This window comes from Marinobacter sp., from assembly GCF_034669625.1.
GTDB lineage: Bacteria > Pseudomonadota > Gammaproteobacteria > Pseudomonadales > Oleiphilaceae > Marinobacter.
In genome coordinates, this window is sequence record NZ_JAXMOY010000005.1 from 35,195 (window position 1) to 54,837 (window position 19,643).

General features: G+C 54.6%; 15 protein-coding genes. 8 read left to right on the top strand and 7 right to left on the bottom strand.

Going from position 1 to position 19,643, the window contains the following annotated elements:
* Nucleotides 1-53 precede the first annotated feature (53 nt).
* The gene (gene mutS / locus VOI14_RS05960) at nucleotides 54-2,696 is read left to right on the top strand and encodes a DNA mismatch repair protein MutS (RefSeq protein ID WP_323751120.1); all 2,643 of its coding nucleotides are present in this window, start codon (nucleotides 54-56) and stop codon (nucleotides 2,694-2,696) included.
* 161 nt (nucleotides 2,697-2,857) lie between these two features.
* On the top strand, nucleotides 2,858-3,181 hold the full coding sequence (fdxA, locus tag VOI14_RS05965; protein WP_133006102.1) for a ferredoxin FdxA: 324 nt from the start codon (nucleotides 2,858-2,860) through the stop codon (nucleotides 3,179-3,181).
* An 88-nt stretch (nucleotides 3,182-3,269) separates the two neighbouring features.
* Here fdxA and VOI14_RS05970 read toward each other — a convergent pair whose 3' ends face one another.
* The 4 genes from VOI14_RS05970 to VOI14_RS05985 form a co-directional block, all read right to left on the bottom strand.
* The gene (locus VOI14_RS05970; protein WP_323751121.1) at nucleotides 3,270-4,298 is read right to left on the bottom strand and encodes a hypothetical protein; all 1,029 of its coding nucleotides are present in this window, start codon (nucleotides 4,296-4,298) and stop codon (nucleotides 3,270-3,272) included.
* A gap of 133 nt (nucleotides 4,299-4,431) precedes the next feature.
* Nucleotides 4,432-5,382, bottom strand: a complete 951-nt coding sequence (locus VOI14_RS05975) for a DegV family protein (protein WP_323751122.1) — start codon at nucleotides 5,380-5,382, stop codon at nucleotides 4,432-4,434.
* A gap of 191 nt (nucleotides 5,383-5,573) precedes the next feature.
* Nucleotides 5,574-6,950, bottom strand: a complete 1,377-nt coding sequence (locus tag VOI14_RS05980) for a solute carrier family 23 protein (RefSeq protein WP_323751123.1) — start codon at nucleotides 6,948-6,950, stop codon at nucleotides 5,574-5,576.
* A 93-nt stretch (nucleotides 6,951-7,043) separates the two neighbouring features.
* Complete coding sequence (locus tag VOI14_RS05985; RefSeq protein ID WP_323751124.1) at nucleotides 7,044-8,672, bottom strand: acyl-CoA synthetase; 1,629 nt, start codon at nucleotides 8,670-8,672, stop codon at nucleotides 7,044-7,046.
* A gap of 147 nt (nucleotides 8,673-8,819) precedes the next feature.
* Between VOI14_RS05985 and VOI14_RS05990 the strand changes: the two genes are divergently transcribed.
* The 4 genes from VOI14_RS05990 to VOI14_RS06005 are packed head-to-tail and all read left to right on the top strand — an operon-like array spanning nucleotide 8,820 to nucleotide 13,048.
* On the top strand, nucleotides 8,820-10,316 hold the full coding sequence (locus VOI14_RS05990) for a PAS domain S-box protein (RefSeq protein WP_323751125.1): 1,497 nt from the start codon (nucleotides 8,820-8,822) through the stop codon (nucleotides 10,314-10,316).
* Nucleotides 10,309-10,959: a response regulator transcription factor gene (locus VOI14_RS05995; protein ID WP_323751126.1), complete on the top strand. Its 651-nt coding sequence runs from the start codon at nucleotides 10,309-10,311 to the stop codon at nucleotides 10,957-10,959. Before VOI14_RS05990 ends, VOI14_RS05995 begins: the two co-directional genes overlap by 8 nt.
* A gap of 45 nt (nucleotides 10,960-11,004) precedes the next feature.
* A complete protein-coding gene (locus tag VOI14_RS06000) occupies nucleotides 11,005-11,811 on the top strand; it encodes a PhzF family phenazine biosynthesis protein (protein ID WP_323751127.1) in 807 nt (268 codons plus the stop codon).
* 46 nt (nucleotides 11,812-11,857) lie between these two features.
* The gene (locus VOI14_RS06005) at nucleotides 11,858-13,048 is read left to right on the top strand and encodes an NAD(P)/FAD-dependent oxidoreductase (RefSeq protein WP_323751128.1); all 1,191 of its coding nucleotides are present in this window, start codon (nucleotides 11,858-11,860) and stop codon (nucleotides 13,046-13,048) included.
* Nucleotides 13,049-13,053: 5 nt separating this feature from the next.
* On the opposite strand, the gene VOI14_RS06010 is transcribed toward VOI14_RS06005, so the two are convergent.
* The 3 genes from VOI14_RS06010 to VOI14_RS06020 all read right to left on the bottom strand — a co-directional run bounded on the left by VOI14_RS06010 (nucleotide 13,054) and on the right by VOI14_RS06020 (nucleotide 17,045).
* Nucleotides 13,054-14,613, bottom strand: coding sequence for a phospholipase D family protein (locus tag VOI14_RS06010; RefSeq protein WP_323751129.1), 1,560 nt, complete (start codon nucleotides 14,611-14,613; stop codon nucleotides 13,054-13,056).
* A 15-nt stretch (nucleotides 14,614-14,628) separates the two neighbouring features.
* Nucleotides 14,629-15,480 (bottom strand): universal stress protein, encoded by an 852-nt coding sequence (locus tag VOI14_RS06015; protein ID WP_323751285.1) that lies wholly within the window; start codon nucleotides 15,478-15,480, stop codon nucleotides 14,629-14,631.
* A gap of 77 nt (nucleotides 15,481-15,557) precedes the next feature.
* Nucleotides 15,558-17,045: a SulP family inorganic anion transporter gene (locus tag VOI14_RS06020; RefSeq protein WP_323751130.1), complete on the bottom strand. Its 1,488-nt coding sequence runs from the start codon at nucleotides 17,043-17,045 to the stop codon at nucleotides 15,558-15,560.
* A gap of 324 nt (nucleotides 17,046-17,369) precedes the next feature.
* On the opposite strand from VOI14_RS06020, the gene VOI14_RS06025 reads away from it, so the two are divergent.
* Both VOI14_RS06025 and djlA read left to right on the top strand, forming a co-directional pair.
* Nucleotides 17,370-18,650: an MgtC/SapB family protein gene (locus tag VOI14_RS06025; RefSeq protein WP_323751131.1), complete on the top strand. Its 1,281-nt coding sequence runs from the start codon at nucleotides 17,370-17,372 to the stop codon at nucleotides 18,648-18,650.
* Between the two features lie 114 nt (nucleotides 18,651-18,764).
* On the top strand, nucleotides 18,765-19,547 hold the full coding sequence (djlA, locus tag VOI14_RS06030; RefSeq protein ID WP_323751132.1) for a co-chaperone DjlA: 783 nt from the start codon (nucleotides 18,765-18,767) through the stop codon (nucleotides 19,545-19,547).
* Nucleotides 19,548-19,643: the final 96 nt, after the last annotated feature.

The window sequence follows — 19,643 nt, forward strand, 5'->3', positions numbered from 1 at the left end:
CGCTCGTGATAACATCCCCCCTTTTACACGATTGCCCCAGTTATCGAGGACATATGACGGCATCCGCGAAGAACCCGGCCAAGCAGGACTCACCAAAGCACACCCCAATGATGCAGCAGTACCTCAAGATCAAAGGTGAGCACCCCAATGAGATGGTGTTTTACCGCATGGGGGACTTTTACGAGCTGTTTTACGACGATGCCAAGAAAGCCGCTGAGCTTCTGGACATCACCCTAACGGCCCGTGGCCAATCTGGCGGCAACCCAATCCCGATGGCTGGTGTGCCTTTTCACGCAGCAGAAGGCTACATAGCGCGCATGGTCCGGGCCGGGCAATCCATTGCCATTTGTGAGCAAATTGGCGACCCGGCCACCAGCAAAGGCCCGGTTGAACGCCAGGTTGTCCGCCTTGTTACGCCCGGCACGCTCAGTGACGAAGCGTTTCTGGAAGATCGCAGAGACAACTTGTTAGCGGCCATCTACAGCCACAAAGAGCAGTTCGGGTTTGCATCACTCGACATTTCCAGCGGCCGTTTTGCGGTGTCCGAGCTTGATAGCCTCGAGGCCCTGCAGGGTGAACTTCAGCGTCTGCGGCCTGCGGAAATATTGATCAGCGAAGACTTCCCCTACGGCGAGATTCTCGAAGGCTTTACCGGGGTTCGCCGACAAGGCCCCTGGTTGTTCGAAATGGATACCGCGCACCGGATTATCACCCAGCAGTTGCAGGTAAAAGATCTGACCGGCTTTGGCTGCGAAGACTTACATCTGGCCGTCTGCGCCGCTGGCTGTCTGCTGCAGTACGCCCGCGAGACTCAGCGCACCGCTCTGCCCCACATTCGCAAGCTGACCCGGGAACGTCGGGAAGAGGCAGTGATTCTGGACGCGGCCAGCCGCCGAAATCTGGAAATTGATACCAACCTGATGGGTGGCCACCAGTACACCCTCGCCTGGGTGATGGACCGCACCGCCACCGCGATGGGCGCTCGAGAACTGCGCCGCTGGCTAAACCGCCCCCTGCGGGATATCCATGTGGTACGCCAGCGTCAGCAAGCTGTGACCGCATTGTTGGACGGCTTCCACTACGAACCTACTCACGACCTGCTCAAGCGCGTGGGGGACATTGAACGCATTCTCGCGCGGGTTGCCCTGCGATCGGCACGCCCCCGGGATTTGGCCCGTCTTCGTGACGCTTTCCAAACCCTGCCCGATCTTCAGGAAACCCTGAAGGCCGTTCAATCGGAGCATATCGCGCATCTTGCGAGTACTGTCAGTGAGTACCCAGAGCTGGCTTACCTGCTTGAACATTCCATTATCGAGAACCCGCCCGTGGTTATCCGAGATGGTGGTGTGATTCGCGAAGGTTTTGATGCCGAGCTGGACGAGTTGCGCAACATCAGCGAAAACGCTGGTCAATACCTGCTTGACGTGGAAACCCGTGAACGCGAACGCACCGGCATCAACACCCTGAAAGTAGGCTACAACCGGGTACACGGTTACTACATCGAAATCAGCCGAGCACAGTCCGAGCAAGCCCCGGTGGATTACATCCGCCGTCAAACCTTGAAAAACGCCGAGCGCTTCATCACTCCCGAACTGAAAGAGTTCGAAGACAAAGCCTTAAGCGCCAAGAGCCGCGCTCTTGCTCGGGAAAAGGGCTTGTACGAGGAAGTGCTCGAAGCCGTCGCCGAACAATTGGCCCCGCTACAGGACGCAGCTCAAGCTCTGGCCGAGCTGGACGTGCTCAGCAACTTTGCCGAACGAGCCACCAGTCTGCGCTTCACGGCACCGGAGTTTAGCGATGAACCCGGCTTTACCGTCGAGGAAGGTCGCCATCCGGTGGTCGAACAACTACTGGACGAGCCATTCGTTCCGAACAACCTGCTGATCGACGACAAACGCCGCATGCTGGTCATCACCGGTCCGAACATGGGTGGTAAATCGACCTATATGCGCCAAGCCGCACTAATTGCGTTGCTCGCCTATACCGGAAGCTTCGTGCCGGCCGACCGCGCAGTATTAGGGCCGGTGGATCGGATATTCACCCGCATGGGCTCATCCGATGACATTGCCGGTGGCCGCTCCACCTTCATGGTGGAGATGACCGAAACCGCCAACATTCTGCACAACGCAACCGAGCACAGCTTGGTGTTGATGGACGAAGTGGGCCGAGGCACTAGCACCTTTGACGGTTTATCCCTGGCCTGGGCTACCGCAGAGCATCTGGCTAAGGAAATTCGGTGCTACACCTTATTTGCGACCCATTACTTTGAGCTGACTCAGTTGGCGGAAGACCTGGAGCATGCTGTCAACGTGCACCTGACCGCAACCGAGCACGATGACAGCATTGTGTTCCTGCACAATGTACACGATGGCCCTGCGAGCCAGAGCTACGGCCTTCAGGTCGCTCAGCTCGCGGGTGTGCCTCAGGACGTCATTCAACATGCAAAAGCTCAACTGGCGCATTTGGAAGGCAGTGCCGGCCCCGCGGCTGAGCCGAAAACAGCCGAACCCGCACCCGTCCAAGCTCCGACACCTGCTGCAGGCGTTGCTGACCACAGCGCGTTCCAAAGCGACATGTTTGCCAGCATGGAACCGAGCGACGTCGAACGCGCTTTGCATAAGCTGGATGTTGACGGTTTGAGCCCAAGAGAAGCCTTAAATCAGCTGTATGAACTCAAAGCATTGTTGGGAAACTAGCGGGAATAAACGTTAAGTTGACCTAAGTAATAAGGTTATAGCGGTCTAAGGCTTGCGGCTGCGAGGGGCGCTCCCTACAATATCGCGCATAAATTAAGAATGGGGCCGATTTTTACGAGCTCCTGATGAGACTGTTTGTTCTACGAACCAGGGATCCGACTATGGCGTTTATCGTTACTGATAACTGCATCAAGTGCAAATACACCGACTGTGTAGAAGTCTGTCCGGTAGACTGCTTCTACGAAGGCCCCAACTTTCTGGTTATCGACCCGGACGAGTGCATTGACTGTGCTCTGTGCGAACCAGAATGCCCGGCAGAAGCCATTTTCTCGGAAGACGAACTGCCTGCTGGCCAGGAAGCATTCGTAGAGATCAACGCCGATCTCGCGGGCAAGTGGCCTAACATCACGGAAAAGAAAGACCCGCTGCCAGACGCAGCAGAATGGGACGGAAAAACAGACAAGCTTCAGTATCTGGAGCGCTGATTCCAGCCGATTCCTAATGAAAAAAGGCCGGAAGATTTACGTCTTCCGGCTTTTTTTTGCTCTACGGTCACCCGATGCCTGCAAACGGTTACTCAGCCAGCAATTTCTTGGCCGCTGCAGAGCGGTAAAACGCCCCTAATCGTCGGCGCAACAACGCTTCCAAATAGCCCTCTTCTCGCAGGACATCAACCACCGGCAAGGCCAGTTCTTTGAGCTCGGTCACGATCACTTCGCGGGTGACACCCAAATCTTGCAGCAGTTCCATAACCGGCACACTGCCATACTTCTCATAAAGGTGGTCAACCACGGCTCTCGCACATCCCTCGAAATAAGGTGTTTTCCGAAAGTTCAGCCAAAACTCATAACCCAGCACGACAAATTCCTGAAGCCGAACATCCCCCATCCCTTCGTTCAGCTCAGCGATGGTGGTTCCTTCCAGCGAAACCCACGCCGCCATCACGCTATCCCGAAGCTCATCATCGGTCAGTGCTTTCTGCAGAAACTGCTCACTCCGGGTAATCAGCCCCGGCAGGCTGTCAGACAACCAAGATTTAATACGCCGTTCAAAGGTTTCATCCAAGCCCGGCACCGCTTTGTTGGCGACCTTCTTGCCGAACTTCATCATCGAACCCACGCCAGGCACTGAGCGGGTCAGCAAGTTGTCTTCATACAGATAATTGACCAAACCGTGGTACACCACATTAGAGACCAGCTCCTGATAAACCGGGTGCGCCATAATTTCAGCAATGAAGCGTTCGCGTTGCTGCCGAAGCTCCAGAGTTTCCTCAACGAAGGCGGCAGCCTGCTCGCGCGACAAAAGTTCGCCCAGAGTGGTCTCGGCCTGCACTGGCGCGCTGGTCACTTTCGCTGCCATTTCGCCCGCCAGTTCGGGGATACCTGCATCCAGCTCCATGTTCACCACGATGCGTCGAATCACCCCCATCACCTGCTCCGCGCTGACGAGTTGTTCCAGCGTAATGGAGCCAGCGTGATCGAGCAGCTCATCCACTTCAGTTTCCAGGAACTTGGTCAGCTTTGCGCCTTTCAGAGACGACAACTCATGTTTAACGTGTGCCTCAAAAAGCGCGTCAGCTAAGCTTGGCGTAGATTGGGTCATAAAAATGCCATCCTTTCGGGGGGTTCCGGGAAATTAAGAAAGGAGGCTAACACGGATGCTAGCCGTCAGCGTTTGCCAAAATTACCAAACACCAAGTGAAACAGAGCCAGTCTGATCAACTGGCTCGAGATTACTACTGAAACTCCTGAAAAGTATGAGGCTCAGCAGCCAGACACAGGCATATGCTTCCAGGGCCGACATAAATCGAGCTGGTAATCCCCATTTGCGACAACAGCAGCTCAACCCCATTACGCTCACAGCTCTCACGCAAACGATCAAGCCCGGGCAACCCTTCAATCTCCTCCCAACTCAGCCCGCACGACATGCTCACATAAGGCGTTAGCAGCCCTGCCTCAATACGACCGATGGCATAATTCATCACCCTCTCGACGGCCACATCGAAGTTAAAGGTTTTCGCCACCGGCTTTCCTTCTGCCCCTTGGCCAAAAATCACCGGCGTAAGATTTAAGGCCTTACCTAAAAATGCGGCAACGGCCGAAACACTTTTATCGCCTCGACGTCGGGCGCGTTCGCGAATGTAGTGGATATCCCGCGGAATCACGCAGGTGAAAATGTTATCGGCAAAATTTTCGACTTCGTATTTCAAGGCATTCTTGGAGACTTTTTGCTTAATCAGTTTTAGCGTATGAGCCGCTAACAGCCCCTGCCCCGCAAAAATCTGTTTGCTGTCGATTACCCTCATGGAAAACTTGCCCGGTCGACCGGACGCCTTCCGGGCAACTTCGTAGTTCGCCATGACGGTGTGCATTGCGTCACTGGCATTCTGGTAAATCAAACTGCGGCTGCGTGTAACGGTCTCACAGATGGCGATATCGAATTCAGGAACGATCTTTTCCATAAACAGATCCTGTATCTGTTTAACCGAAAAGGCCTCTGTTTCGGCATGATGCCCTTTTTCTAGCAGGCCACTCCGATAGAACTGCTGGGTCAGCGCCGGATCATGAGTATCTATGTAGGTTTCGCCATTAATAATGGCGGTTACGGGCAGAATAAACAGGTCGTGTTTGGTGGCAAACTCGTGGGGTAAATCACATGCAGAATCAACTATTAAGCCTACTCGCATATTGCACTTCTCCGGAATCAGGTGACCTTTATACCGGCACACCCTTTTTTATCATTATTGTTTGAGTGCATTAGTGTCACATATGTATACAAGCATTACAGCCGCCAGAATAGGCCAAAAAAAGGGAGGCACTAAGGCCTCCCAAGGACACACAGGGGTTGATGCCGCCGCTGCTATCAACGGCGACAGATTTAGTGCTCTTCGGCCGCCTCAGCGCCTGGCGCTTCTGGATCTGAGGTGAAGCCCAGCAGACGCGTACGCTCAATCAGGAAATACAGAACGGCACCGGTCGCCAGGCCCCAGCCTGCACCGTAAACCGCGAGTACCACACCCATGGTTCCGGCAATACCGCGCTCGGTGTTGTTCTCAAGCTGCTCAAGGCCCACCATCAAACAGATGTAACCGGTCAGCAACAGGGTCAACGACAGCGCAATTGGTAGCACAGGCTGGAAGAAGCTCACCAATGGCAACACAAACAGGGCAATGAAACCGGTGATCCAGAAGGTACCGCCACCGCTGTAAATGGAATCCATCGCGTTACGTCCATACTTGTAACGCTCAGCCATGGTCGCCGTAACCGCCGTCCAGATCGGGCCGGCCAAACCAGGATAAGGTGCAAAGAAGGCATGACCACCGTTACGCAGTGCAGTCACAAGATGCGCCCGATCAATACTGTTATCGATGCTTTCATCTTTGCGGAGATGGTCAACCCGACTCATCAGTGACTGCCCCACTACAATGTCGCCAAAAGCGATAACGTAAGCGATCACGGCCGTCGGGATGGCATACAAAAAGACATTCAAATCGGGAAAGCCAACCGTAAAGGGCAGGTAATTCCAAAGCTGGTCAAACGCAGGCGTGGTGATCCCCCACTGCACATCGGGTACGTCGTATTCACCAGTCGCGAAACCAACAAGGATCGCCACAACCATACCTGGCACCATGCCATAGTTTGCAATTTTCCGGGCAATCGCACTTTTGTCCACGAACCCTTTAAACGACACTGAGAACATCAGATACAGACACACCAGACCACCGACAATCAGCGAGATAGGCGTGTTTGCCAGCCGGCCACCGGCCTCGATCTCACCCATCAATGCCGCGATACCGGCACCAATGATGATGCCCCCTTTCATGGAACGGGGTATCCACTCAACCAACTTACTACCCAGGCGGGTTACACCCAGAATCAGGAAGATCAGGAAGACCAGAAACTGCAGTGCAAACAGCGCCTGAATGGCTTCTGGGCCAGGCTCATAGTCTGAAAGAAACAGCAGCACCACAGGGATCCCCGGGGTAATCCAGCCGGGCACCAACGGGACACCCAACAACGCAGGCAGCATGAAGCCGATGCCACAAATCACCACGTAGGCCAGTGCGACGTCGTAAGGTACACCCAGATATTTTTCAAGGAGCGGGATCATAGCCAGACTGACCACAAACATGATCAAGGCCTGAACCATCTCCGCGAATTCCCAGCGATAGTGAACAAAAGGCAGACGAATTTTAAAGGGGCCGGCCGGCCAGTACGGCTGCTCTTCGCCGTTTTTTCTCTTAAAAACTTGCATTAAGATACCTCCAGGCACACCGGTACAGGTGCCAGTCAATGTTGTTTTTGTCGTGAGGTTTAGCTGCGCCGGACGGCGCAGCCTTCAGCCCAGTCAGTTCAAATCTTTGGCCTGATCCCGAAGCACAAACTTCTGGATTTTGCCGGTCGACGTTTTAGGAAGCTCGGTGAAAACCACCGTCTTAGGTACTTTGAAGCGAGCCAGATGTTCACGGCAGAAGCTGATGATGTCTTCTGATGAAACATCACTCGCTTCCGGCTTCAGGGTCACAAAAGCACACGGCGTTTCGCCCCACTTTTCGTCTGGCCGCGCTACGACGGCAGCTTCCATGACGGCAGGATGACGGTACAAGGTGTCTTCCACCTCAATGGTCGAAATGTTCTCGCCACCGGAAATGATGATGTCTTTCAGGCGATCTTTAATTTCCAGATAGCCGTCTTCATGCCACACCGCTAAGTCGCCGGTGTGGAACCATCCGCCCCGGAACGCCTCTTCCGTTGCCGCCGGGTTCTTCAGGTAACCTTTCATCACGGTGTTTCCGCGCAAGAAAATTTCACCGATAGTTTTACCGTCTTTGGGCACTGGCTCCATGGTATTGGGATCCCCCACCATAGTTCCGCCCATGGTGTGGTAACGCACACCTTGACGAGCTTTCAGCTTGGCACGCTCATCCAGCGGCAGCTCATCCCACTCGGATTTCCAGGCACACACAGTAACCGGACCGTACACTTCGGTCAGCCCGTACACATGAGTGACCTGAATCCCGAGTTCTTCAATGGCACCGATAACCTGAGCGGGGGGAGCCGCACCAGCGGTCATGGATTTCACTTCATGATCGATACCGGCCTTGGCTTCCGGAGAAGCATTCAGCAATGCGTTCAATACAATCGGAGCGCCACACATATGTGTGACCTGATGATCACGAATCAACTGCAGAATCTTTTCCGGGTCAACACGACGCAAGCAAACATGCGTACCGGCCATCGCAGTGATCGTCCACGGGAAGCACCAGCCATTGCAGTGGAACATCGGCAGCGTCCAAAGATATACCGGGTGCATACCCATGGACCAGACCGCCTGGTTGCCCAAAGCATTAACGTATGCACCACGATGGTGATACACAACGCCCTTCGGATTACCGGTGGTACCAGAGGTGTAATTCAGAGAAATGGCTTCCCATTCATCCGCCGGGAAACTCCACCGGAACTCGGGGTCCCCTTCCTGCAAGAAGGCTTCGTAATCCAGGTCGCTAACCTGAACACCTTCGCCGTATTCCGGATCATCAACATCAATCACCAGCGGCTTGTTCTCTAGACCACTCACTGCATCTTTGATCACTTCGCCGAACTCTCGGTCCGCAATCACCACTTTCGCTTCACCGTGCTCCAGCATGAAGCCAATAGCTTCAGCATCCAGGCGAACGTTAAGCGTGTTCAAAACAGCACCGATCATCGGCACAGCAAAGTGACACTCCACCATCGCCGGAATGTTCGGCAGCATGACCGCGACCGTATCGCCCCGATGAATGCCACGCCCTTTCAAGGCAGAGGCCAAACGGCGACACCGGTCATAGGTTTCTGCCCAGTTCCGGCGAATAGCACCGTGAATGATCGCAGGATAATCGGGGTAAACGCTGGCGGTACGCTCGATGAAATCAATGGGGGATTGAACTGCGTAGTTTGCATCCCGAGGTGTCAGGCCTTCGTCAAAGATCGAAGTCATGTGTGTGGTCCTCATAATCTGGTGTTATTTTTATGTCGTCTACGGCGGAAAGGTTAGACTAGTGATAATTTCGATGCGCCAGATGGTAGACGACAGAATTGTTGCTAGTAATTATACCATCGTATTATAGGATATATTCTATATATCATGAGCAATTCAACCAAGCCCAAGGGCTTTACCCATTTACTTCCTCAAGATCCTAGCCCGTCCTTGATTGTAGACGCTCAGGCTGGCTTGCTAGCCGCCAACCCCGCAGCCAGTACCCTCTTAGCCACGCAGACGGCCGACTATATAGAGGTGCTGCCCGTCAACGCTGTCGCACTCATTAAATCGGCTCTGGGCCAGAACCGGGTAATAGATCAGGTCGAATCCAGAGTCGGAAGCATCATTTTGCTGTGGTGCTTCATTCCGGACGCCGATACTCAACAGGTGCTGATCCGCGGTCGAGATGCCACCGCAGATATTCACACCCACGAAGAAGCCATCCGTTCCAGCCGCCTTTACCGGCTAATCACCGAGAACACCACCGACCTGATTTCACGACATGCCCCGGACGGCCGCTTTATCGACGCGACGCCTGCATCATGGCGACTATTAGGCTATTGGCCTGAAGAACTGCGCGGGAAGCGCCTGGACGAAATTTTTACAGGCCACCAAACCGTCAACTTGTATACAGAAACGCGGCAAAAGCTTCGCGATGACGGTTACTCGACCCTGACGCTCGAGGTCACGCACAAGAATGGCGCTCGCCGATGGCTGGAGATCGCCAGCCGCGCCATTCGCGAAACCTACACAGGGGCCGTAGTAGAAGTTATCAGCGTGTCGAGGGACATCACCAGCCGTATCGAATCAGAAGAACAGAACCGTTTGTTAGCCGATGAACTGGCTCACACCGCGAGGCTTGCGACTATGGGTGAACTGGCCTCGAGCATTGCCCATGAGATGAACCAACCCTTGGCATCGATCGTCAATTTCGCTAGCGCGAGCCAACGTTTTCTCAAGAACCGTGACCAACAACCGGAGCAGCTGTCGAAAGTTGATGATGGCCTGCAAAAAATCATTCACCACGCCAATCGCGCCTCAGAGGTCATCAAACGGTTGCGCGCCTTCTTGCGAAAAGGCAAAAAAAGCATGGGCCCGGTGGCTCTCAACACCGTTATTACCGAGGTCACCCGACTATGCCAATGGGAGGCCGACAAACACGGCGTAAAAGTACGTAAACAGCTGGCCCAAGAAGGCCCGGTAATCACCGCCGACCCCATACTGCTGGAGCAGGTACTGATCAACCTGATTCGAAATGGCATTGAAGCGAACGTTGACGCTTGTCGCAGCCAGCAAGACGCCAAACCTTTACAAATCCTGGTCAGCACTCTCATCAACGATCAAAATGAAACCCTGATCGTGGTGACTGACGAAGGTCCCGGCCTCGATGAAAAAGGGATACGGCAGATGTTCCAGCCGTTTTACACCAGCAAACCCACCGGGCTTGGCTTGGGTCTTTCTATGAGCCGTTCTATTATTGAAGGCTTTGGCGGATTTCTGGATGCGGTGCCCGCTGAGACTGGAGGCCTGTCGCTGATCTGCCGCTTTCCGAACACTCACAGCATAAACATAACAAACAACCCGGAGCCTTTAGATGCCTGATCTCACCTCTTCTGCAACCAACACCGTGTTCGTCGTAGACGATGATGCAGGCATGCTGGAATCGACTCAGTGGCTGCTCGAATCGGTAGGGCTTCAGGTTAAGGCATACAGTGATGGTCGTCAGTTTCTGAACGACGTGAATGACAGCCGCCCTGACTGCGTTGTGCTGGACATCCGAATGCCCGGGCTCGGCGGTTTGAACGTACAGGAAGAACTGCAAAAACGGGACATTGATATACCGATCATCTTTGTTTCCGGTCACGCTGACGTGCCGATTGTCGTCAGAGCCTTCAAATCCGGTGCGTTCGACTTTATCGAAAAACCGTTCAACGAACAGTTGCTGCTCGACAGCATCCAACAAGCGATGCAGGGCTCCAACACCTCCGAAAGCCCAATGGCCGTCAGCAGCGACGCAGAATCGCTCATCAGCACCCTCACCCGCCGCGAGCGAGACGTCTTCCTCCCGCTGGCACAGGGCTATACCAGCCGGGAAATAGCCGAACAGCTTGACGTCAGCGTGAAAACCATCGACCTGTATCGTGCAAGAGTGATGAAACGCCTCAGTGCAGAACGACTGCCCGACGTCACCGGCATCGCAATTGCGGCTGGCTTGTTAAACCCGGAGGATTTACGGGCTAGCTAGCGTGTTCGTGTAAGAGAATCGAATTCCAATAGACCAGGACAAACTATGCAAACCCCGATCTACCAAATTGACGCCTTCACCAACACACTGTTTGGCGGCAACCCGGCCGCGGTCATGCCACTGGCGTACTGGTTGCCAGATTCGGTTTTGCAAGCGATTGCGGGGGAAAACAACCTTTCGGAAACGGCTTTTTTGGTACCAACCCCCGAACAGGAAGATTCTGACTTTCACATTCGGTGGTTCACGCCAACAGCGGAAGTACCTTTGTGTGGCCATGCAACCCAGGCAGCGGCTTGGGTTGCATTTAATAAACAGGAATGGCCCCACGACAAAGTGCGTTTTCAGTCAAAGTCAGGGCTATTGTCTGTTTCTCGGAGGCCGGACGACTCTCTGGAGTTAGACTTTCCAAACCTGGAATACGAGCCCTGCCCAACCCCGGAATTAATTAAAGCCGCAATGCCAGAAGTACCCAATGCAGCGTTCTTTGTTCCTAACGACACGAATTACATGGTCGTGATGGCATCAGAGGCGGAGGTCCGGGCAGCAGCCCCGGATCTTCAGGCACTCTCACGGCTAGGCAACCAAGGGCTGATCGTGACAGCTGCGGGTGACCAGTGTGATTTTGTCAGCCGATATTTTGCTCCCGGTGTCGGCATCGACGAAGACCCCGTTACCGGCTCCATTCACAGCGTGCTAACCCCTTACTGGGCCCAACAAACGAGCAAAAGATCCTTAACCGCCCGGCAACTCTCTAAACGTGGCGGCGATCTGCACTGCGAGCTTCGCGGCGACCGTGTGGCCATCTCCGGCCACGCCGTCTTCTTCATGGAAGGTTCCATACAGTTGCCCTGAGACTGATATACTGCCCGCCGGTTTTTATATCAGTGGCGGGCAGGCAATGGCAGCATCTTCATCTCACTACGACGTCATCATCATCGGCGCGGGCGCAGCCGGGTTGATGTGTGCGGCCACTGCCGGCTATCGCGGCCGCAAGGTGCTGGTGGTGGACCATGCCAATAAGCCCGGCAAGAAGATTCTGATGTCGGGCGGCGGCCGCTGTAACTTCACAAATCTGAACAGCACACCGGCGAATTTTCTTTCCGACAACCCGCATTACTGTATTTCTGCGCTGAAGCGTTACACCCCGCAGGATTTTCTCGAGCTAGTGGATCGCCATGGCGTGGAGCATGAAGAAAAAGCGCCGGGACAACTGTTCTGCAAAACCAGCGCAAAAGACATCCTTAACGTGCTGCTGACCGAATGCGAATGGGCGGGGGCGGAAATCCGCATGGCCACGTCGGTCACGCAGGTTCAGCTCTCCGGGACCGGCTACAAACTAAAAACCAGCTCGGGTTCGCTGAGTTGCGAATCACTGGTGGTCGCCTGCGGCGGGCTCTCCATTCCCACCATGGGCGCGACCGGATTCGGTTATGAGCTGGCCAAACAGCTTGGCTTAAGCGTTCTTCCCACTCGTGCCGGTCTGGTCCCGTTCACCTTGCATCCGGAGCTGAAGCAACAGCTGGCCCCCTTATCCGGGGTTAGTTGCCCCGTTGACGCCCATTGTCAAAACCAGCATTTCCGTGAGCCCATACTGGTAACCCATCGCGGCCTCAGCGGGCCGTCGATGTTGCAGATATCCAGCTACTGGCAACCCGGCGATGACATTCACATCAATCTGCTGCCGGCGCAGAGGATTCAGGAAGACTTGTTTGCACTAAGGAAGGCCAAACCTCAATCAACGTTAGCCCAGTACCTGAACCAACATTTGCCCAAGCGCTTTGCCCAAGCATTCAACGAACTTCAGGGATGGAGCCGACCACTGCAGGAATACCGGAATATAGAGCTCGAACAGGTGGCAGAAACACTCAGAAACTGGACGGTGAAACCCGCCGGAACAGAAGGATACCGCACCGCCGAGGTCACGTTAGGCGGCGTGGACACGCGCCAATTATCCTCAAAGACCATGGCCGTATTGGAACAACCTAATCTGTACTTTATTGGAGAGGTAGTGGACGTAACTGGCCACTTAGGCGGGCACAACTTCCAATGGGCCTGGGCGTCAGGCGTGGCCGCCGGTAACGCGGCCTAAACCGCTTAAAGGTACTTCTCCAGCGGCAGCCAAGACAGGAATCGAGATTTGGCTCTGCGCCAGAAACCGACATCGGGTTCGTGATCAACTTGCTGATCTGATGATTGCCACTTCAAATCCCCTCCCTCATCCAACGTCACCCGCCAACTGTTTTCCGGGGTCATGGAATGACGAATGTCACTGACAACAACGTCAGCCAGTTCCGGACTGCGAATAATGAGCGCGGTCTCGCCGTTCAGGTAGATCGAGCGAAGGTTCACGTTGAGCGAACCGATAAACACGGTGTTGCGGTCAAACACAACGGCTTTCGAATGCAGGCTAACCACTCCGTTGTCACAGGCGGCTTCATTAAGCACCCACGCTTTACAAGACTGAGCATCAGGGCGCAGCTCATAGAGTTCAATGCCATATTCAAGCATTGCTTCCCGCCACCGGGCATACGCTGAATGGTTGGTCACCAGATCGTTGGATGCCAAAGAGTTGGTGATAGCCAAGACTGAAAGTCCCGGTTTGACCACCTCGTGTAAGTCCTCAAGCTGCTCATCGGCCAACACCAGATAAGCCGACTCCACCAGAATTTCCGACTCGGCCTCTGCAACCAGGCGGTACAGGGCTTGTGCCGTCTGTTTGGGCGAATCTGCCGGGGCGGATGGATCTTCCGGTGGCATGTCGTACACCAATTCAGCCGGCGCTTGAATCAGCTCGGCGAAGCGGGTTGTCAGAAGCGCTTTCGCGGCCCCTAGCTCTTGCGGGGGAGCGGCTTTGAACGTCTGAATCTGCACGGTCTCGCTCATCAGGCGAGAGCGCGCACTGGCTGCCAACTCAGGAGCTTGGGACTGATAAATCTCCTCTAGCGAATACGACCACTGACTGTTCCAGTAGGCCTCAAAGTTGTCCGTCATACTGCCAACTAAAGGCCCCAGCGCCATCACGTCCCGGTCCCGGAAGTTCAGCGCGTGGTGCTCATCGAAATACTCGTCACCGATATTTCGGCCTCCGGCAATACCGGCGTATGCATCCGCCACAAAGGTTTTGTTGTGCATGCGCCGGTTGATGCGGTCAAAGTCCAGAATCAGGGACAAAAAACGCCCAACACCGCTGCGCGAACGAGCCGGGTTAAAGATACGCACGCGGATGTTGGGATGACCATTCAGCACAGCGAACAAGGATTCCTTGCCCGCCACATTAATGTCATCCAGAAGTAGCCGAACGCTAACGCCGCGCTCGGCCGCAGCCATCAGTCGGCCTGCCAGATACCGGCCGGTAGCATCGTCATTCCAGATGTAATATTGGGCGTCGATAGACTGGCTGGCCGACTCGATCAGTGCCGCACGGACGGCGAACGCATCCCGGCCGGTATCGAGCAACAGAAAGCCGGTATCCGGCAAATCAGCGTTTAGATGCTTCTTTGCTTGTTCAGTGAAGAAAGAGTCGGGGACCGGCCCTTTCACCCGAGCAGGCCCATGCTCAACCGGTTTTAACGCAGAAGCGCACCCCGCCAGCAACCCGAACAGCAGCCACAGACCCAGTGACTTAATGAATGAAGTCTGCAGTATGCTGGGCATGGCGAGGTTCCCTGACTAGCGAAGAATAACCATTGGTTTGGTTGCGGATTCCAGCATGGTGGTTGTGGTGCTGCCCACCAGGAACTGGCGAATACGAGAATGACCGTAAGCGCCCATCACCAGCATATCGATACCCTGCTCTTCCTGATAAGCATGCAATGTCGGTTCTACATCGCCCTGCCTAATGGCTAGCGTAATATCCACATCCGGACCGGACAGCAAGGCCTCAGCCTTTTTCAGCTGCTGCCAGTTTTCAGCGGTATCAGCCCCCACCATCACCAAGTGCAGCGGTATGCCGCGCAAGACCGGGCTTGCCGCCAGCATCTCCACACCTTTGAACGCGGTTGCACTGCCGTCAAACGCCAACATGGCGGTTTTCGGCTCGGAGAATTCATCCGGCACCAGCAGTATCGGGCGTTCAACGCTGCGGATAACGGTTTCCAGCTGGCTGCCGATGTTCAGGTTGCTGTCCGAGCTACCTTCACCGTGCAATCCCATGACAAACAACCGGGTGTCTTTTTCCAGTGCTACCAGGGATTCCGCCAGGTTGCCATGACGCTGACGCTTGACGACTTCGCCCGTGCCCGAGGCTTTAATTCGGCTTTCCGCCTGGTCCAGCATTTGGTGTCCATGCTCAAGCGCCAACTTAGAACGCTTGCGATCCAGCTCCGCCAACTCAGTCAAAAGTTGCTCACGGCTACCCAAGCCAATATTGCCCGCCAGATCCGGTTCAGCCGGATACCGCTCATCATCCAGAACGTGCAACAGCATCAGGGGTGCTTCCATGTGCCGGCTGGCCCAGGCTGAGTAATCGCACACGGCGTGCACGGCCCGGGAACCGTCGATACAGGCTACTACTCTCAACATGTCGGCCTCGCCTTGGTCAGAATTCTGTTTGTCATTATGGCATTGCCCATCCGCATTTGCGTTGACATTAGCCATGCTCAGTGTCCCATCAACTGATCGACGGCGTCCGGCTTATCGTGCACGCCGAACCGGTCGACAATAGTGGCGCTGGCTTCGTTCAAACCAATCACTTCAACGTCGGCACCTTCCCGGCGGAACTTGATAACCGCCTTATCCAGAGCCCCCACCGCTGTGATATCCCAGAAATGGGCACGGCTTAGATCAATCACTACATTATCGACCGCTTCTTTGAAATCAAAGGAAGCCGTGAATTTTTCGGACGAACTAAAGAACACCTGCCCCGTGACGGTGTAACGACGAGTATTGGTTGCCTCATCCAATTCCGAGGCGACGGCCATGTAATGGCCCACCTTGTTGGCAAAGAACAGCGAGGCCAACAACACGCCCGCCAATACACCGAAGGCCAGGTTGTGGGTCGCCACAACGACCACGACCGTCACCACCATCACGATGTTAGTCGAAAGCGGATGGTCCCGCAGATCCTTGATGGAGGTCCAGCTGAAGGTACCGATAGATACCATGATCATAACGGCCACCAGCGCTGCCATCGGAATCTGTACCAGCCATTCATCAAGCACCAACACCATGACCAGCAAAAACACACCCGCTGTCAGTGTCGACAGCCGGCCACGGCCGCCCGATTTGATGTTGATAACCGACTGACCAATCATCGCACAGCCCGCCATGCCGCCAAGCAAGCCAGAGCCAATATTGGCAATACCCTGGCCCTTACATTCGCGATTGCGATCACTGGTGGTGTCGGTCAGATCATCTACGATGGTCGCGGTCATCATGGATTCCAGCAGACCCACGACAGCCAGACCGGCGGAATACGGCAGAATGATCATCAGTGTTTCGAGGTTAAGTGGCACGTCTGGCCACAGGAAAATCGGCAGGGTATCCGGCAGTTCACCCATGTCTCCAACCGTGCGGATATCCAGATTCAGCAACATCGCCACACCGGTCATGGAGATGATGCAAACTAGAGGCGACGGGATCAGCTTGCCCACTTTAGGCACGTACGGGAACAGATAAATAATACCCAACCCAGTCGCTGTCATAGCATATACGTGCCATGTCACGTTGGTCAGTTCCGGCAACTGAGCCATGAAGATCAGAATCGCCAGCGCGTTCACAAACCCCGTCACCACCGAGCGCGACACAAAGCGCATCAAGCTGCCCAGTTTCAGGTAACCGGCCGCTATCTGAAACACGCCCGTCAGCAGCGTTGCTGCCAGCAAATACTGCAGACCGTGATCTTTTACCAACGTCACCATTAACAAGGCCATTGCGCCGGTCGCGGCCGAAATCATACCGGGGCGACCACCGACGAAAGCGATAATGACCGCGATACAGAACGACGCGTAAAGCCCGATTTTCGGGTCCACACCGGCAATGATCGAGAAGGCGATCGCTTCGGGAATCAAAGCCAAAGCCACAACAATGCCTGACAGCAAATCGCCTCGAATATTCGAAAGCCAATCTTGTTTGAGTGAGTTCACCATGGTTGGGGGTATCCAGTTACACAGAGAAAAAAGAAACAGTTACTTTGCGCAGCGATAACAGCGCATAGAAAACCTCGGGAAGCTTTTTGGTAATCCTGGCCGGGGCCTGTGAAAAACACTTGAAGCACTATGGTGGAAGTCACGCCACTTCCGACGAACTTCGCTTCAATTCAAGCCGGATTACTACAGATTTCGGGGCGCGAAGCTTATCAGAAACCGCTCAAAAAAGTAACAAACCCCACAACCATGCAGGCCAAAGGTGACCCCAGCCGCGGTAATTGCCTAAAATGGAATACAACGACTTATATTTAACGGAAAACGTGCATGGACGATGTTGCAAACCAGTTTATTACCTCAAACCAAACGGCCATCCACCTTGCGTTAGCACTGCTGCTTGGAGCAATCATCGGCCTGGAACGAGGCTGGGATGCCAGAGAACAAAAAGCCGGGGAGCGCATTGCCGGAATTCGAACGTTTTCATTGGTGGGCTTTCTTGGCGGTCTGTCCGCGGTACTGGCCACCGAAATTACCGTTTGGGCGTTCCCGGCTCTTCTTTTGAGTGTCACGGCCATTGGGTTAGTCGCCTACCGGGAAAGGCTGGTACACGTTCGCAATTTCAGCATTACCGGCCTGATCGGCATGCTACTGACCTTTTGCTTTGGCGCTGTCGCCGTTGCCATCGACCCAGTGATCGCGACAGCCGCTGCTGTCGTCACCGCGCTCATCCTGGATAACAAGCAAGAAATTCATAATTGGGTTAAAAAGCTGCAAGCCCATGAACTGGATGCTGCCCTGAAGTTGTTGCTGATTTCCGTGGTGATGCTGCCGCTGCTGCCCAATGAGCGGATGGGGCCTGGCGGGGTACTAAATCCTCGGGAAATTTGGTGGATGGTCGTGATGATTGCCTCCATCTCCTTTGTCGGCTATTTCGCGATTCGAGTCGCAGGCACCAAGAAAGGCATCTTATTCACCAGCCTTTTCGCAGGCCTGAGCTCCTCCACCGCACTGACTTTGCACTTTGCCCGCCAATCCAAGCACGCCCCGGAGCTAAACCCTCAATTTGCCGCGGGTATCCTGATCGCGTGTGGCACAATGTTCCCCCGCATTTTGGTTTACTGTGCAATCATCAACCCCGAGCTTTTGCCGACATTGGTCATGCCGGTCCTCGTGATGACCGTTTTTCTGTACGTTCCTGCGCTGTTTATCTGGAGAACAAGCTCCAAACAAAAACAGGTCAGCCAACCCACGCTTTCACAAAACCCGCTGAACGTGGCGTCAGCATTAACATTTGGCCTTTTGCTGACCGCCATATTATTGCTTGGCGAGTTCTTGAAGGGAGCTTTCGGCGATGCCGGTGTCTATGCCCTGGCAGCTACCTCGGGCATTGCCGACGTCGATGCCATCACCCTCTCGCTGACCCGCATGTCCAATAACGGTCTCGGCATGGAAGCCGCAGTTCTAGGCATTATCGTTGCCGCTTCCGTCAACAATCTGGTGAAGTCTGGCATTGCCTGGGCCATCGGCAACCGACACGTAGGTGCCCTGGTCGCCGGGCCTATGATACTTTCGCTAGCGGCTGGCTTACTATCAGCCAGCCTGCAGTAGCGTTTGGGCACCCGGATGGACAAAAGAACAAAGCGACGATGAAAGCCTGTTCATGAAGCCGTGACAAAAAACCCGTATATTTCGATTATCGATGATGACTCTAAGGAACTCTGAATGCTGTTCGCAATAATCTTTGGTGGCCTGATTGGTTACGCCTTTGGCCGCTTCCCCGGATTTTTGATTGGCGCTGCTATAGGCGCGTTCCTGTTTCAGCGTTTGAAAAGCAAGCTGGTCGGCCGCCTGCAAAACATTCAGCAGAACTTCATAGAATCGGCCTTCTCTGTCATGGGCGCCTTGTGCAAGGCCGATGGGGTTGTCAGCCGCGATGAAATTCAAATGGCTGAAACCATGTTCGTTCGCTTTCGGCTTAATGAAGAGCAAAAGGCCATCGCCAGAGCGGCCTTTAATCGCGGCAAACAGCCGGATTTCGATTTAGATGCGACGCTACAGCAGTTTCTTGCGGCCTCGGGTCGGCAGCCAGCCCTACTCCAGATGTTTCTTCAAATTCAAGTATCGGCCGTCGCGGCTGACGGTCAGGTACACCCGGCCGAGCATGAAATGCTATTGCGCATTGCCCGCGGGCTGGGCCTGCCAGAAAATCAGGTCGACCAACTTGAAGCCATGTTGCGCGGGGCCCACGCAGGCCAGACCGGCAGCAGCTCTAACTATTCGACGGACCAGCAACTGGACGATGCATATAAGGTTCTGGGGGTTTCGCCAACCGCTTCGGATGCCGAAATCAAACGGGCATATCGCAAACTGATGAGCGAGAACCACCCGGACAAACTGGCGGGCAAAGGCCTGCCCGAAAGCATGCGAGAAATGGCGGAGGAGCGAACACGAGAAATCAGCCATGCCTACGACGTGATCAAGGAAGCCCGCAAAAAGGCGTCTTAAGCCGCCCAAAAGCGCCACGCTCCGCAAATATCCATGGTTGCGCCATTCACCGTGACGACATACCTGAAATGACATGTCGTCACGTTTCTAACTGGG

Excerpts from the sequence above, each read along its gene's own strand:
- mutS (WP_323751120.1), top strand. The coding sequence starts at position 54 with ATGACGGCATCCGCGAAGAACCCGGCCAAGCAGGACTCACCAAAGCAC.
- fdxA (WP_133006102.1), top strand. The coding sequence starts at position 2,858 with ATGGCGTTTATCGTTACTGATAACTGCATCAAGTGCAAATACACCGAC.
- VOI14_RS05970 (WP_323751121.1), bottom strand. The coding sequence starts at position 4,298 with ATGACCCAATCTACGCCAAGCTTAGCTGACGCGCTTTTTGAGGCACAC.
- VOI14_RS05975 (WP_323751122.1), bottom strand. The coding sequence starts at position 5,382 with ATGCGAGTAGGCTTAATAGTTGATTCTGCATGTGATTTACCCCACGAG.
- VOI14_RS05980 (WP_323751123.1), bottom strand. The coding sequence starts at position 6,950 with ATGCAAGTTTTTAAGAGAAAAAACGGCGAAGAGCAGCCGTACTGGCCG.
- VOI14_RS05985 (WP_323751124.1), bottom strand. The coding sequence starts at position 8,672 with ATGACTTCGATCTTTGACGAAGGCCTGACACCTCGGGATGCAAACTAC.
- VOI14_RS05990 (WP_323751125.1), top strand. The coding sequence starts at position 8,820 with ATGAGCAATTCAACCAAGCCCAAGGGCTTTACCCATTTACTTCCTCAA.
- VOI14_RS05995 (WP_323751126.1), top strand. The coding sequence starts at position 10,309 with ATGCCTGATCTCACCTCTTCTGCAACCAACACCGTGTTCGTCGTAGAC.
- VOI14_RS06000 (WP_323751127.1), top strand. The coding sequence starts at position 11,005 with ATGCAAACCCCGATCTACCAAATTGACGCCTTCACCAACACACTGTTT.
- VOI14_RS06005 (WP_323751128.1), top strand. The coding sequence starts at position 11,858 with ATGGCAGCATCTTCATCTCACTACGACGTCATCATCATCGGCGCGGGC.
- VOI14_RS06010 (WP_323751129.1), bottom strand. The coding sequence starts at position 14,613 with ATGCCCAGCATACTGCAGACTTCATTCATTAAGTCACTGGGTCTGTGG.
- VOI14_RS06015 (WP_323751285.1), bottom strand. The coding sequence starts at position 15,480 with ATGTTGAGAGTAGTAGCCTGTATCGACGGTTCCCGGGCCGTGCACGCC.
- VOI14_RS06020 (WP_323751130.1), bottom strand. The coding sequence starts at position 17,045 with ATGGTGAACTCACTCAAACAAGATTGGCTTTCGAATATTCGAGGCGAT.
- VOI14_RS06025 (WP_323751131.1), top strand. The coding sequence starts at position 17,370 with ATGGACGATGTTGCAAACCAGTTTATTACCTCAAACCAAACGGCCATC.
- djlA (WP_323751132.1), top strand. The coding sequence starts at position 18,765 with ATGCTGTTCGCAATAATCTTTGGTGGCCTGATTGGTTACGCCTTTGGC.